Source organism: Glycomyces sp. NPDC021274 (assembly GCF_040641195.1).
Classification (GTDB): domain Bacteria; phylum Actinomycetota; class Actinomycetes; order Mycobacteriales; family Micromonosporaceae; genus Glycomyces.
In genome coordinates, this window is record NZ_JBFADC010000002.1 from 395,725 (window position 1) to 408,479 (window position 12,755).

At 71.3% G+C, this 12,755-nt stretch carries 11 protein-coding genes; 5 read left to right on the top strand and 6 right to left on the bottom strand.

What is annotated here, in order from left to right:
* Positions 1-31 precede the first annotated feature (31 nt).
* Positions 32-1,231: an ornithine--oxo-acid transaminase gene (gene rocD / locus AB0I03_RS05730; protein ID WP_360406991.1), complete on the bottom strand. Its 1,200-nt coding sequence runs from the start codon at positions 1,229-1,231 to the stop codon at positions 32-34.
* Between the two features lie 236 nt (positions 1,232-1,467).
* Between rocD and AB0I03_RS05735 the strand changes: the two genes are divergently transcribed.
* Positions 1,468-2,670 (top strand): MFS transporter, encoded by a 1,203-nt coding sequence (locus AB0I03_RS05735; protein ID WP_360406994.1) that lies wholly within the window; start codon positions 1,468-1,470, stop codon positions 2,668-2,670.
* A 40-nt stretch (positions 2,671-2,710) separates the two neighbouring features.
* Here AB0I03_RS05735 and AB0I03_RS05740 read toward each other — a convergent pair whose 3' ends face one another.
* On the bottom strand, positions 2,711-4,150 hold the full coding sequence (locus AB0I03_RS05740) for a glycoside hydrolase family 43 protein (RefSeq protein ID WP_360406997.1): 1,440 nt from the start codon (positions 4,148-4,150) through the stop codon (positions 2,711-2,713).
* 211 nt (positions 4,151-4,361) lie between these two features.
* Here AB0I03_RS05740 and AB0I03_RS05745 point away from each other — a divergent pair, with 211 nt between their 5' ends.
* From AB0I03_RS05745 to AB0I03_RS05755, 3 genes are all read left to right on the top strand, one after another.
* Positions 4,362-6,008, top strand: coding sequence for a DASS family sodium-coupled anion symporter (locus tag AB0I03_RS05745; protein WP_360407000.1), 1,647 nt, complete (start codon positions 4,362-4,364; stop codon positions 6,006-6,008).
* A 73-nt stretch (positions 6,009-6,081) separates the two neighbouring features.
* Complete coding sequence (locus AB0I03_RS05750; protein WP_360407003.1) at positions 6,082-6,963, top strand: LysR family transcriptional regulator; 882 nt, start codon at positions 6,082-6,084, stop codon at positions 6,961-6,963.
* 96 nt (positions 6,964-7,059) lie between these two features.
* A complete protein-coding gene (locus AB0I03_RS05755) occupies positions 7,060-8,145 on the top strand; it encodes a tartrate dehydrogenase (protein ID WP_360407006.1) in 1,086 nt (361 codons plus the stop codon).
* 23 nt (positions 8,146-8,168) lie between these two features.
* Here AB0I03_RS05755 and AB0I03_RS05760 read toward each other — a convergent pair whose 3' ends face one another.
* The 4 genes from AB0I03_RS05760 to AB0I03_RS05775 all read right to left on the bottom strand — a co-directional run bounded on the left by AB0I03_RS05760 (position 8,169) and on the right by AB0I03_RS05775 (position 11,500).
* A complete protein-coding gene (locus tag AB0I03_RS05760; protein ID WP_360407009.1) occupies positions 8,169-8,873 on the bottom strand; it encodes an FCD domain-containing protein in 705 nt (234 codons plus the stop codon).
* 94 nt (positions 8,874-8,967) lie between these two features.
* The gene (locus AB0I03_RS05765; RefSeq protein WP_360407012.1) at positions 8,968-9,615 is read right to left on the bottom strand and encodes a response regulator transcription factor; all 648 of its coding nucleotides are present in this window, start codon (positions 9,613-9,615) and stop codon (positions 8,968-8,970) included.
* A complete protein-coding gene (locus AB0I03_RS05770) occupies positions 9,612-10,748 on the bottom strand; it encodes an ATP-binding protein (RefSeq protein WP_360407015.1) in 1,137 nt (378 codons plus the stop codon). The genes AB0I03_RS05765 and AB0I03_RS05770 overlap by 4 nt, the downstream gene beginning before the upstream one ends.
* A gap of 20 nt (positions 10,749-10,768) precedes the next feature.
* Positions 10,769-11,500: a hypothetical protein gene (locus AB0I03_RS05775; RefSeq protein ID WP_360407018.1), complete on the bottom strand. Its 732-nt coding sequence runs from the start codon at positions 11,498-11,500 to the stop codon at positions 10,769-10,771.
* 128 nt (positions 11,501-11,628) lie between these two features.
* Here AB0I03_RS05775 and AB0I03_RS05780 point away from each other — a divergent pair, with 128 nt between their 5' ends.
* Positions 11,629-12,726 (top strand): hypothetical protein, encoded by a 1,098-nt coding sequence (locus tag AB0I03_RS05780; protein WP_360407020.1) that lies wholly within the window; start codon positions 11,629-11,631, stop codon positions 12,724-12,726.
* Positions 12,727-12,755: the final 29 nt, after the last annotated feature.

Genomic DNA, 12,755 nt, shown 5'->3' on the forward strand with positions numbered 1-12,755 from the left:
TCGCGGACCGGCCCCCTCCTCCGGACCCGCCTTAGCCGATGGCCTCGGCCAGCGCCGCAACGCCGCGGTCGATCTCCTCGGGCTCGATGACGAGCGGCGGGGCGATGCGCACCGTGCGCTGGTGGGTCTCCTTGGCGAGCACGCCGAGTCGGAGCATCCGCTCGCAGACCTCGCGCGCGGAGGGAGCGGTGGGGGCGAGGTCGACGCCGGCCCACAGGCCGCACACCCGGATCGCGTCTACTTTGGACCGGTCGAGTCCGGCCAGGGCGCCTTCGAGGTGCTTGCCGAGGTCGCGGGCGCGCTGCTGCCATTCGCCGGTGGCGAGCATGGCGACGACCTCGGTGCCGACGGCGGCCGCGAGCGGGTTGCCGCCGAACGTGGACCCGTGGGTGCCGGGTGTGAAGACGTCCATCACCTCGCGGTCGCAGGCGACGGCCGAGAGCGGGACGATGCCGCCGCCGAGGGCCTTGCCGAGCAGGTACACGTCGGGCGTGACGTTCTCGCGGTCGCACGCGAACGTGTGGCCGGTGCGGCCCAGGCCCGACTGGATCTCGTCGGCGATCATGAGCACGTTGCGCTCGTCGCACAGGCGGCGCACTTCGGCGAGCCAGCCGGCGGGCGGGACGATGACGCCCGCTTCGCCTTGGACCGGTTCGAGGAGCACGGCCGCGGTGTCGGGGCCGACGACGGCGGCGAGCGCGTCGATGTCGCCGTAGGGGACGGAGTCGAAGCCGCCGTCGAAGGGCCCGAAGCCCTCGCGGGAGCCGGGGTCGGAGGAGAACCCGACGATGGTGGTGGTGCGGCCGTGGAAGTTCCCGTCGAACACGGCGATCCGGGCCCGGCCGGCGGCGATGCCCTTGCGTTCGTAGCCCCATTTGCGGGCGGCCTTGATGGCGGTCTCGACCGCTTCGGCGCCGGTGTTCATGGGCAGCACGGCGTCCTTGCCGGTGAGGGCGGCGAGGCCGGAGAGGAGCGGGCCGAGCGCGTCGGTGCGGAAGGCGCGCGAGGCGAGGGTGATCCGGTCGAGCTGGGCGTGCGCGGCGGCGGTCAGGCGCGGGTGGCGGTGGCCGAAGTTCACGGCCGAGTACGCGGCGAGCCAGTCGAGGTAGCGGTTGCCCTCGGTGTCGGTGACCCAGGCGCCCTCGCCTGCGGCGATGACGACCGGCAGCGGGTGGTAGTTGTGCGCGCCGTACTGCTCTTCGAGGTCGGTGAGGTGGCTCGAACGGTTCACAGGTGGCCTTTCTCGGGTCGAGGCGCCGCGGCGGTGCCGACGGTTCCCGGCGTCCATGGCGTGCCGGCTGCTACCAGCATGACGCGGCGACGGCGGTCACGGCGACGCCGCCGGTGCGCGGCGCGGTCACCAGCCGTCGAATGCGTTTGTCGAACGGTAAACCTCGGTGCAAGCTGGTGGACCGGGGCCCTCCACAGGACCGGGCCCGACCCATGCCGCCGTCCGATTGGATGACCGTGACCAGCACCGCCCTGCCCGCCCGCACCGACCCCGCCCTCGTGCACTGGCGCAACGCCGTGTTCGCGGTCTTCGTCCTCTCGGGGTTCGTGTTCGCCAACTGGGCCGCGCGCGTCCCCAACATGCGCGACCTCCTCGGTGCGACCACTCAGGAGATGGGCGTGCTCATCCTGGGCCTCTCGGCCGGGGCGATGGTCGGGCTCATCGCCGCGAGCCACGTGGTGGCCCATCTGGGGGCGACGGCGGCGATCCGCTGGTTCCTCGCGCTGACGGCGGTCGGCCTCATCGCGATCGGCCTCATCGCCGGGTTCGCGCCCTCGTACTGGGCGCTGTTCGCGGCGCTGATGGTCCTCGGCGCGGGCAACTCGGTGCTCGACGTGGCCATGAACCTCTCCGGCGCGGCCAACGAGCGGCGCATCGGCAAGACCCTGATGCCGATGTTCCACGCGGGCTTCAGCGTCGGCACGATGCTCGGCGCGGGCCTGGGGGCGCTCACCGAGCAGCTCGGCGTCAGCGCCGGCGTGCACCTCACGGCCGTGGGCGCCGCGGTGCTCTTCTCGTCCGCGTACGTCGTGAAGCACCTGCAGCCGGCCGAGGAGCCGCGCGAGGCCGTGCCGGGCGAACGGGCCGGGTGGCGCACCCGCCTGTCGGCGTGGACGGACGTGCGCGTGCTGCTCATCGGCCTCATCATCCTCGGCATGGCCTTCACCGAGGGCACCGCGAACGACTGGCTCGGCCTGGCGATGGTCGACGGCTACGGCCTCACCAACCCCGGCGGCGCGGCCGTCTTCGCCGTGTTCGTCACCGCGATGACCGCCGGGCGGGCCTTCGGCGGGCTGTTCCTCGACAGGTTCGGGCGCGTGCCGGTCCTGGCCGGGTCGGCGCTGCTGGCGCTGGCGGGGCTGCTGCTGGTGATCCTCGGCCCGACCGCGCCGGTCGCGATCGTCGGCACGGTCCTGTGGGGCCTGGGCGCGTCGCTGGGATTCCCCGTGGGCATGTCGGCCGCCGCGGACGACCCCGAGAAGGCCACCGCGAACGTCGCGGTCGTGGCCACCGTGGGGTACTGCGCCTTCCTCATCGGGCCGCCGCTCATCGGCATCATGGGCGAACAGGTGGGGCTGCGGAACGCGTTCTACGTGGTGCTCGTGCTCGTCGCCGTGGCGCTGCTGTGCTCCCCCGCGGCGCGCAAGCCCAAGGCGTGAGGGTCCGGCGCGGGCGGTCGGACCCGCGCCGGACGACCGGTTACGTGGTGACGCGGAAGGTCGCGTCGGCCCGCTCCTGGGCGGTGGCGACCGGGTCGAGCCGCAGCGCGTACCCGTAGTGGCGGATGTAGCGGGTCGGGAAGTTGTAGGAGGTGAACGAGCTCCACGACGAGTCGGCCAGACCCGCGACGCGGTTGAACGTGGCGTCGGCGTTGAACGTGCCCCCGGAGGCGCGCGGGGCGAGCACGAAGTCGTAGTCGACGTGCCGCAGGAAGTGCCCGGGGAAGTTCACCGACTCGAACGAGACCGCGCCCGAGGAGGCCAGGCCCGGCACGAGCCGGAACTGGGAGTCCTGGAGGGGGCTCACGCCCGGGTCGATGCGCACGTCGAAGTTGGCGTGGCGCACGTAGCGGTCCTGGAAGTTATAGGACTGGAGCCGGTTGAACACCGGGTTCTGGTAGCGGTTCAGGACCCGCGTCTCCTCGGCCTGGGTGACGTTGAGGACGAAGCCGTGGCGCTTCAGGTTGCTCCCGAGGCTGTAGCCGGAGACCTTCCGGTAGCCGGAGACTGCGGCCGGGTTGGTGGTGAGCACGGGCATGTAGCCGCGGCCGGTGGCGTACTGGTCGAGCCACAGCGCCCATTCGTTGCGGTCGTTGAACTTCGCCCACATGGGCCCTTCGACGCCGCTGCCGGTCAGGTTCGCGAGGTCGCCGAGGCGGGTCCAGGAGCCGGTGAGCGAGTTCGCCCCCTCGATGACGATCTGGGTCGCCTTGGAGGCGCGGTAGTAGCGGTAGGTGCCGCCCGCGACCTCGACGATCTGGGTGTCGATGATGCCTTCGGTGCCGGCCGGGTTGACGTACACCTGCGGGCTGGTGATGGAGCGGAAGTCGGTGGTGCGGGCGCTCCAGATGCGGTGCTTCTTGATGCCGTTCAGGGTCGAGTTGGTGGCCCAGTAGAGCAGGAAGTTCCCGGCGGACGCGTCCCAGATGGCCTCGGGGGCCCAGGCGTCGCCCGCGTCGCCGATGGACGCGGCGACGGGCAGCGACCAGGGGATCGACCAGTTGACGAGGTCGGTGGACTCCCACACGATGAGGTTCCTGCTGCCCCTGTTGGCGGCGTCGTTCCAGGACGTGCCCGAGCCGATGTGCAGGTCGGTGGCGACGATCCAGTAGCGGTTCCCGGCGGGGTTGCGCACGATGATCGGGTCGCGGACGCCCTTGGTGCCGATGGGCGTGCGCAGCACGATCTGGCCGCGGTTGAGGTCGGTCCAGTTGAGGCCGTTGTCGGAGTGGGCGAGGTAGATCTGCTCGCCGCCGGAGCCCTCGCCGATGAAGTGGGCCATGAGGTAGCCGGTGTAGGCGGTCTGGGCCGCCGCCGGCGATGCCGGAAGCAGCGCGGCGGCGGGGACGGCGGCGGCGGCCGCGATGAGGCCGCGGCGGCTGAGCCGCGGCGTGGTGCGGTGTGAGGGCGGTGTCGACATTGACGCTCCAAGGGGCTGTGCAGCTGAAATGGTGATGTGAAGGGTAACAATCAACATCGACGGAGTCAATATCTTCGATATTTAACGAGAGCGCTCCAGTCCCCGCAGCTGATTCATAGGCGTCGCCTATAAGGCGGAGAGGAGGTGTGTCTTGGACCCGGTATGTCACCCGGTGAGAGAGTGATCCGAGTCTATCCCTCAAGGAGGAGGCATGACGTCAACCGCACCGGAGCAGCCGCAAGAGGCAACGCCCGCAAGCACACCCGTTGAAGGACCCCGCACCGACGTCGAGCAGGCGCTCCTCGGCGGCAGCACCTACCGCAGCCTCTCCGAACTCGGCCGCTCCGGCGCCGAGGCTCGGTTCGAGCGGGGCCGCCGCCTCGTCGGCTGGTTCCTCGCCCCCGCCGTCTCGCTCCTGTTCTTCTTCCTGCCCATGGACCTCCCGGGCGAGCAGCAGAGCCTCGCGGCAGTGCTCCTCGGCGTGGTCGTGCTCTGGATCTGCGAGCCGATCCCCATCCCCATCAGCGGCCTCATCGGCGTCTCCGCCATCATCCTGCTCGGCGTGGCCCCCTCCGACGACGTGCTCGCTCCCTTCGGCTCCACCACCATCTTCACCTTCATCGGCGCGTTCATCCTCGCTCAAGCCATGCTCAAACACGGTGTGGCCCAACGCATCGCGTTCGCCATCCTCGCCATCCCCGGGGTCGGGCGCTCCACCTTCCGCACCATCATCGCCTTCGGCGCCATCACCTGCATCCTCTCGGCGTTCGTCTCCAACACCGCCACCGTCGCGATGCTCATGCCCACCGCCCTGGGCATCCTCGCCGTCATCGCCAAGCTCATGCAGGACCAGGGCGTCGTACGCCCCGACTTCGACCCGATGACGCTGCGCGTCGGCGCGGCCCTGATGCTCATGCTCGCCTACGGCGCCAGCGTCGGCGGCCTCCTCACCCCCGTCGGCTCCCCGCCGAACCTGATCGGGCGCGGCCTCATCGAAGAGGCCACCGGCGAGCGGATCTCCTTCGGGCAGTGGATGCTCACCGCACTCCCCATCTGCCTGCTCATGTTCGTGATCCTCTTCGTGGTCCTGCTGCTCATCAACAAGCCGGAAGTGCGCCGCATCGAAGGCGTCGAGGAGTACATCCGCGAGCAGCGCATCGCGCAGGGCCCCATGAGCCGCGCCGAGAAGAACACGGTGACCGCCTTCGCCGTCACCGTCACCCTCTGGCTCGTCCCCGCCGTCGTCGGCCTCGTCTCCGGCACCGGCTCCGAGGCCTACGCCCTTGTGGACGACCGCCTCAACGAAGGCGTCGCGGCCGTCATCGGCGCCGCCCTCCTGTTCATCCTCCCGGTCAACTGGTCCAAGCAGCAGGCGACGATGACCTGGAAGGACGCCGGGAAGATCGACTGGGGCACCATCCTGCTCTTCGGCACCGGCATCATCTTCGGCGCCATGCTCTCCGCGACCGGCCTCGCCGAGACCATCGGCAACGGCGCGGCCGACACCTTCGGCATCACCAGCGCCTTCGCCATCACCGCGTTCGCCGTGCTCCTGGCGATCGTCATCTCCGAGACCACGAGCAACACCGCCTCGGCGGCGGTCGTGGTGCCGATCATCATCCCGCTCGCCGCCGCCACCGGCGTCGATCCGCTCGTCCCGGCGCTGGCGGCCACGTTCGCGGCCTCGCTCGGGTTCATGCTGCCGGTGTCGACGCCGCAGAACGCGATCGTCTACGGCACCGGCTGCGTGCCGATGACGCGGATGATCCGCTCCGGCATCGCGTTCGACATCATCGGCGGCGTGCTCATCACCCTCACGGTGCCGACGATGGTGGCGCTCACCAACATCGGAGGCTGACAGGCCCGGGCCCGCCCGGGCGTCCCGGGCGGGCCTAGACTCCGAAAAACGGCGAAACGGACGGGGGAGGGCCATGGACGCGCGCCAGCTCGGGTACTTCCTCGCCGTGGTCGACCACGGCGGCTTCGGCCGGGCCGCCGAGCAGATCCACATCGCGCAGCCCTCGCTCTCGCAGGCGATCGGGAACCTCGAGCGGGAACTGGGCGTGCAGCTGTTCCACCGGGTCGGGCGCGGCGTGGTGCTCAGCGAGGCGGGCCGCCAGCTCGTCGAACCGGCCCGGCAGGTGCTGCGCGACCTCGACGCGGCCCGCGCGGCGGCGCAGGCGGTGAAGGGGCTCCAGACGGGCCGGCTGGACCTGGTGTCCATGCCCTCCCCCGGGATCGAGCCGCTCACCGAGATGATGTGCCGCTTCGCCGAGAAGCACCCGGCCGTGGAGTTCCGGGTGGACGGCGCGTTCACGGCCGACGAGGTGGTGGCGAGCGTGCGGACCGGGGTGGCCGAGATCGGGCTGCTCGGTTCGGCGGGCGACGTGCGCACCGCCGAGCTGCGGGTGCAGCCGATCGCCGACCAGGCGCTGGTGCTGGTCTCCCCGCCCGACCACGGCCTGCCCGAGAGCGACATCGTGCGCGACACCGATCTGGAGGGCATGCGGCTCATCGTGTCGCAGTACGGGACGTTCATGCGCCGCTTCGTCGACGACCTGATCGCGCGGGGCATCGGGGTGCGGATCGCGGCTGAGGTCGCGCACCGCACGTCGATCCTGACGCTGGTGCTGGCCGGGTTCGGGCACGCGGTGATGCCCTCGTCGTGGACGCCGCTGGCCGAGCGCGCCGGGGCCGCGGTGCACCGGATCGAGCCGGCGTGGGACCTGCGCATCGCGCTCGTGAGCCGCCCGAGCGGATTGACGCCGGCGGCGCAGGCGTTCCTGGAACTGGCCGCCGACTGGCGGCGATAGGTCGAGCCGATCGCGGTGATACCGGATCGGTCTTGGACACCGCGCCCGGCCGCGTTGTTCACTCGAGGCGAGCATCAGCGCATTCGAGGAGGAGCCATGAGCGCCAGGGAATTCCGCATCGCCGCCATTCCGGCCGACGGGGTGGGCCGCGAGGTCGTGGCCGCCGGGCGGGAGGTCCTGGACGCGATCGCGGCGGACGGCGCGAGCTTCTCGTTCGCGTGGGAGGAGTTCCCGTGGGGCTCGGACTACTACGCCGAGCACGGCGTGATGATGGCCGAGGACGGGCTGGAGACGCTGAAGGACTTCGACGCGATCTACTTCGGCGCGGTCGGCTGGCCCACGGTGCCCGACCACGTGAGCCTGTGGGGGCTGCGGCTCAAGATCTGCCAGGGCTTCGACCAGTGGGCGAACATCCGGCCGGTGCAGTTCCTGCCGGGTGTCGAGAGCCCGCTGCGCAAGGCGGCGGAGACGGACCTGGACTGGGTCGTGGTGCGGGAGAACTCCGAGGGCGAGTACGCCGGGTTCGGCGGCCACACGTTCGCCGCGCGCGAGGACAAGGGCGAGATCGCGGTCCAGTCGGCGCTGTTCACCGAGGTGGGCTGCGAGCGGATCATCCGGTACGCGTTCGAGCTGGCCCGCACGCGGGCGCGCAAGAAGGTCTCCAGCGTCACCAAGAGCAACGCCCAGCAGTACGGGATGGTGCTGTGGGACCAGGTGTTCCAGCGGGTCGCGGCCGAGTACCCGGACGTGGCGACCGAGAGCGTCCTGGTCGACGCGATGAGCGCCAGGTTCGTGCTCCAGCCCGAGTCGCTGTCGGTGGTGGTGGCCTCGAACCTGTTCGCGGACATCCTCTCCGACCTCGGCAGCGCCCTCGCCGGGAGCCTGGGCCTCGCACCGAGCGCGAACCTGAATCCGGAGCGGCGCTTCCCGAGCATGTTCGAGCCGGTGCACGGTTCGGCGCCGGACATCGCGGGCCGGGGCGTGTGCAATCCGATCGGCGCGTTCGGGAGTGCCGCGATGATGCTCGAGCACCTGGGGCTGCACGACGAGTCCGAGGGCCTGCGCAAGGCGATCGAAGCGGCTACGGCCCAAGGCGTTCGCACTCGTGACGTGGGCGGCTCCGCCACCACGAGGGAGGTCACCGAGGCGGTGATCGCGAACCTCCCTGACCGGCGCGGTTGAGCCCGCCGAGCAGCAGGCGTCTGCTAGCGGCGCGAATGCACGTATTCGAGCAGGTCGCCGCGGGTCTGGTCCATGTGGCTGGCCATGGCGTCGCGGGCGGCGAGGCGGTCGCCGGAGGCGAGCGCGGCGACGATCGCGGTGTGCTCGGCGATGGCGTGCTCGCGGATCTCGGCGACGGCGCTGGTCTCGCTGCGGGTCTCGGCGAGCAGCGTGGTCAGCGGCAGGAGGGCCGCCACCAGGATCCGGTTGTCGGCGGCGTGGAGGATCACGTCGTGGAACTCGAGGTCGGCGGCCACGAACGCGGCCACGTCGGTGCTCGCGTGGGCGGCCTTCATGCGTTCGATGAGCTCGCGCATGGCGTCGAGGTGGGTGCCGGTGCGGCGCTCGGCCGCGAGCTGGGCGGCGCCGGTCTCGATCATCATGCGCACTTCGAGCAGCTCGAGCGACGACCGCTCCCGCTCCCCCGCGCTGCGGGCGTGCCGCACGACCGCTTCGAGACCGGTCCACTGGGCGACCGGGGCCACGCGGTGGCGGCGGCCGGGCACCTGCACGATGACGCCCTGGGCCTGGAGCAGCCGCACGGCCTCACGCAGGGTGAGCCGCGAGACGTGCAGGTCCTCCGCGAGCACGCCTTCGGGCGGCAGGGGCTCACCCGGTCGCAGCTTGCCGTCGATGATGGCGTCGAGGACCTGTTCGACCACCTCTTGCGTCCGTGACGCCCGCGCCATCGGTCCTCCTCCCGGTGAATGCCTCGAGCGTAAGGCAGTTGGGGTTCCAGGATGGAACGAGGTCGCTTCCCGTGGGTGGCACGGCCGGGGCGGATCAGGCCGTCACCTGCCCTGTGGACCAGGCCCACGCGGCGATCTCGACGCGGTTGCGCACGCCGAGGCGGCGCTGCACGTTCGCGAGGTGGTTCTTGACGGTGCCCGCGCTGATGAACAGCTCCCCCGCGATCTCATCGTTCTGGAGGCCGCGCGCGACCAGCCGCACCACTTCGAGCTCGCGTTCGCTCAGTGCCTCACCGGATTTGGTCGGCGCCTGCGGCGGGATCATCTTGCGCAGCAGCTTCACGGTGATCTGCGGGCTGATCAGGGTCTCGCCCGAGACGGCCGCGCGGATCGCCTCGATCACGAGGTTCGGGCCCGACCGCTTGAGGAGGTAGCCGCACGCGCCGTCGCGCAGCGCGGTGTACACGTACTCGTCGAGGTCGAACGTGGTCACCACGACCACCTTCACCGGATCGGCGACCTCCGGCACGGCGAGGCGGCGGGTCAGCTCGAGGCCGTCCATCACGGGCATGCGGATGTCGGCGAGCACCACGTCGGGGCGCAGCAGCTCGGCCTGCGCGAGGGCGCTCCGGCCGTCGGCGGCCTCGGCGACCACGCGCATGTCCGGCTGGGCGTCGATCACCATGCGGAAGGCCTCGCGGATGCCCTCCTGGTCGTCGGCGATGAGGACGCGGATGGTCACAGTGGTGCTCCTTCATTGGTGTCCTGCAACGGAAGCCGCAGGGTGATGCGCCAGCCCGAGGGCTCGCGGGGCCCGGCATCGAAGCTGCCGCCGAGGCTCTCGGCGCGCTCGGCCATTCCGGCCAGGCCGAGGCCGGAGGAGTCGCGGAACGACGGTTTCGGCGCGTCCCGGCCGTCGTCCTCGACGCGGAGGCGCAACATTCCGTCCACTTCGGAGAGTTCGATCGACACGGTCGCGGCCGTGGGCGCATGGCGGCGCACGTTGGTGAGCGCTTCGGTGACCGCGCGGTGCACGACCGCCCCCGTCTCGCGGGCAACGGGGCTTGAGAGCCGGAGCTCGAGCACGGCCTGCGGACCGCCGCCCTCGTTGAACCGCTCGACGAGCGCCGGGAGGTCGTCGACCCCGCCGACCGGAGCCCGCGCGGCCTCGCCCGGGTCGCGCAGCAGCGCGAGCGTCCGGTCCATCGAACCGAGCGCCCGCACACCCGCGGTCTCGATGCGCTCCAGCAGCTTCGCGAGCTCGGGCCGGTCCGCACCGAAGACGATGCGCCCGGCCTGGGCCTGCGCCACGATCTCGCTGATGTCGTGCGCCACGAAATCGTGCAGGTCGTTGGCCAGGTCGAGCCGCTGCTCCCGCCGGGCGTCGAGCACCGCGCGGCGGCGGCCCGCCGCCAGCCGGCGAAGGTAGAGCGCCACACCCGCCGCGATCATCGCCGGGGCCAACCACACCGCCGGTCCCACGAGTTGCCCCGGACCCGCCTCCCCTGAATCGAAGCGGAACAGCAGGAACGCGGTGGCGAACCCCGGCACGACCCCAGTGACGGCCGCTCCGGCACTCGGTCCCCATAGGACCGCCAGGTACACCAGGCCCGTCAGCGCGACCGCTTCGAGGAAGAACCAGGCCATGGTCTCGGTATCGCCGGGCACGCGGCCCGCGAAGCACACCACGGTCGTGCCGATCGACACCCCGCCGGCGACGACGGCCGCCACCGGAGCGAACCGGCGGCCCCGGGGCCCGGTACCGAGCAGGGCCACGACCGCGAAGCACGCAGTGAGGCCGCCGACGAGGTGCACCAGCGGATCCGGCGGCACCCACACCGCGCCGTACAGCAGCGCGAGCACACTAACGGCCATGAGCGGCACCCGAGCGAACCTCATGGGGCGTACACCGCCAGCAGGTCGTCGACCTCCGCCAGCGCCTGCATCGCCTCCTCGGACTCGGCGGCGGCGAACGCCTCGGCGACGGCGGTCCGCACTCCGGCACCGCCGAGCCACTGCACGACCTGGGCTTCCCGCCCGCCCCAGAACGCGTTCGTCAAGCGCATGGTGCCGTGCTTCAAGCGCGTCGAGTGCTGCAGCAGATCCCGTAGTTCGGCGGCAGCGGCCGGATCGCGCAAAGCGGCGGCCCACTCGTCGAGGTAGGGGCGAAGGTCATCCTCGGCGTTGCCGATCGCGCACAGCACGGTGTCCGCGTCCCGATCACCGGAGGCGAGCGTCCGCCTCCAGAACGCCTGGAGGAGACCGCGGATCGCCGCCTGCTCCTCCGCGGCCCAGTCGGTCCACCCGGCGACGCGCAAACGCCTGAAGAGCGGTTCGAGTTCAGGCCAGTCGAATCCGCTCGTGCAGGCGATCGCGAAGATCCGCGGGAGGAAGTACCGGAAATCCGCCACGCTGCCAACGGTGAGGAGGACATCGCCGACGTACGGCTCGAGGACCTCTGTGCGCAACTCGCGCAACGGCACCGGGGCCAAGAGCGCGGCCGCCTCGGGCTCGGTCATGCAGCACGGGCACAGGTCGATGGCCGCCGGTCGGGGCACCGTGCCGAACACCGCGTACAGGCGGTCGATCGCAGCGTCCAAGGCACTGCCGGAGTCGTGTGGGGGCACCTGCCGACTATAGACAGCTCCGCAGGCCGCCGCCGATATGCCGAACGGCATACCGGCGGCCCCCGAAGCGACCGGAAGGGCCCGTTCGGCACATGGGCGCAAGGGGCTTGGGCGACAAGGCTTGAAGCATGACGGAATTGCTCACGAAGACCCGACCCGCCAGGACCGGTTGGCCCGAATGGATCGGCTACACGGCCGCGGCCTGGTCACTCCTCTACGGCGCGCTCGGCCTCTACTGGACGCTCGGTGGCGCGGGATTCCCGTTCGGCGTCGGCGACGGCGAACTCATGGCCGAACCCGCGTTCGCCTTCAAGGTCTCGCTGCTCGGCCTCGCGACGCCCGAGGTCGCCGGCCCGGTCATCGCCGGTCTCGGCGCGCTCGGCGCGGTGGCGGGCGTACTCATGGCGCGGGGCTTCCGCGCCGGGGCGGCGCAGTGGCTCCTCCCGGCGTACGCCTGGATCGTCGCAGTCGGCCTCACCGTGGTCGTCCAGGACTACCGCACGCTCATCGTCGTCGCCTACACGCCCGTGATGGTGATCGGCAAGCTCTTCTTCGGCTGGCCCGAAGGCGTCGGATGGGGCGTGCTCTACCGGACCGAACGGCTCAACCTGCTCGTACTGCTCCTCATGGGCATCGTATGGGGGCTGACGGCAGTCGCCTACCGCCGCAAGCTGAACGGCGCCTGCGGCAGTTGCGGTCGCGGCGAAGTCGAGCGGCAGTCGGCGCTCCAGCGGTGGGCGCGCCCGGCGACGTGGACCGCGTTCGCGATTCCCCTCGTCTACTCGGTCACCCGCTGGGCGTGGGCGCTCGGCTTCAGCCTCGGCATCGACCCCGCGTTCTACGCGGAGGGCCAAGAGGACGGCCTGTGGCTCGCCGGGGCCGCGCTGGCGACGCTCGGCGGTATCGGCGCGGTGCTCACCCTCGGATTGATCCAGCGGTGGGGCGAGGTCTTCCCGCGCTGGATGATCGGCCTGCGCGGCAAGCGGGTCCCGCCGATGCTGGCGGTCGTGCCGGCGACGCTGGTCTCGGTCCTGGTGGCCTCGGCGGGCGGCATGTACATCCGGGTGGTGGTCGGGAGAGGCGGCGTCACCGCCGAGACCTGGCCGCTGGAGCTGCCGGAGACGCTGTGGGTGGTGTGGGGCGCGGCCCTGTTCGTGGCGGCGATGGCCTACCACCAGCGCAGGCGCGGCCTCTGCAAAGCCTGCGGCAGAGGCGAATCGAAGTAGCGAACCGCAACGGGCGGCGGGACCGGCGT

What these genes read in the sequence shown, in the direction of transcription:
- AB0I03_RS05760 (WP_360407009.1), bottom strand. Translation starts at nt 8,873, where the DNA reads ATGGCGCGGGCGTCACGGACGCAAGAGGTGGTCGAACAGGTCCTCGAC.
- AB0I03_RS05750 (WP_360407003.1), top strand. Translation starts at nt 6,082, where the DNA reads ATGGACGCGCGCCAGCTCGGGTACTTCCTCGCCGTGGTCGACCACGGC.
- AB0I03_RS05770 (WP_360407015.1), bottom strand. Translation starts at nt 10,748, where the DNA reads ATGGCCGTTAGTGTGCTCGCGCTGCTGTACGGCGCGGTGTGGGTGCCG.
- AB0I03_RS05745 (WP_360407000.1), top strand. Translation starts at nt 4,362, where the DNA reads ATGACGTCAACCGCACCGGAGCAGCCGCAAGAGGCAACGCCCGCAAGC.
- AB0I03_RS05780 (WP_360407020.1), top strand. Translation starts at nt 11,629, where the DNA reads ATGACGGAATTGCTCACGAAGACCCGACCCGCCAGGACCGGTTGGCCC.
- AB0I03_RS05755 (WP_360407006.1), top strand. Translation starts at nt 7,060, where the DNA reads ATGAGCGCCAGGGAATTCCGCATCGCCGCCATTCCGGCCGACGGGGTG.
- AB0I03_RS05740 (WP_360406997.1), bottom strand. Translation starts at nt 4,150, where the DNA reads ATGTCGACACCGCCCTCACACCGCACCACGCCGCGGCTCAGCCGCCGC.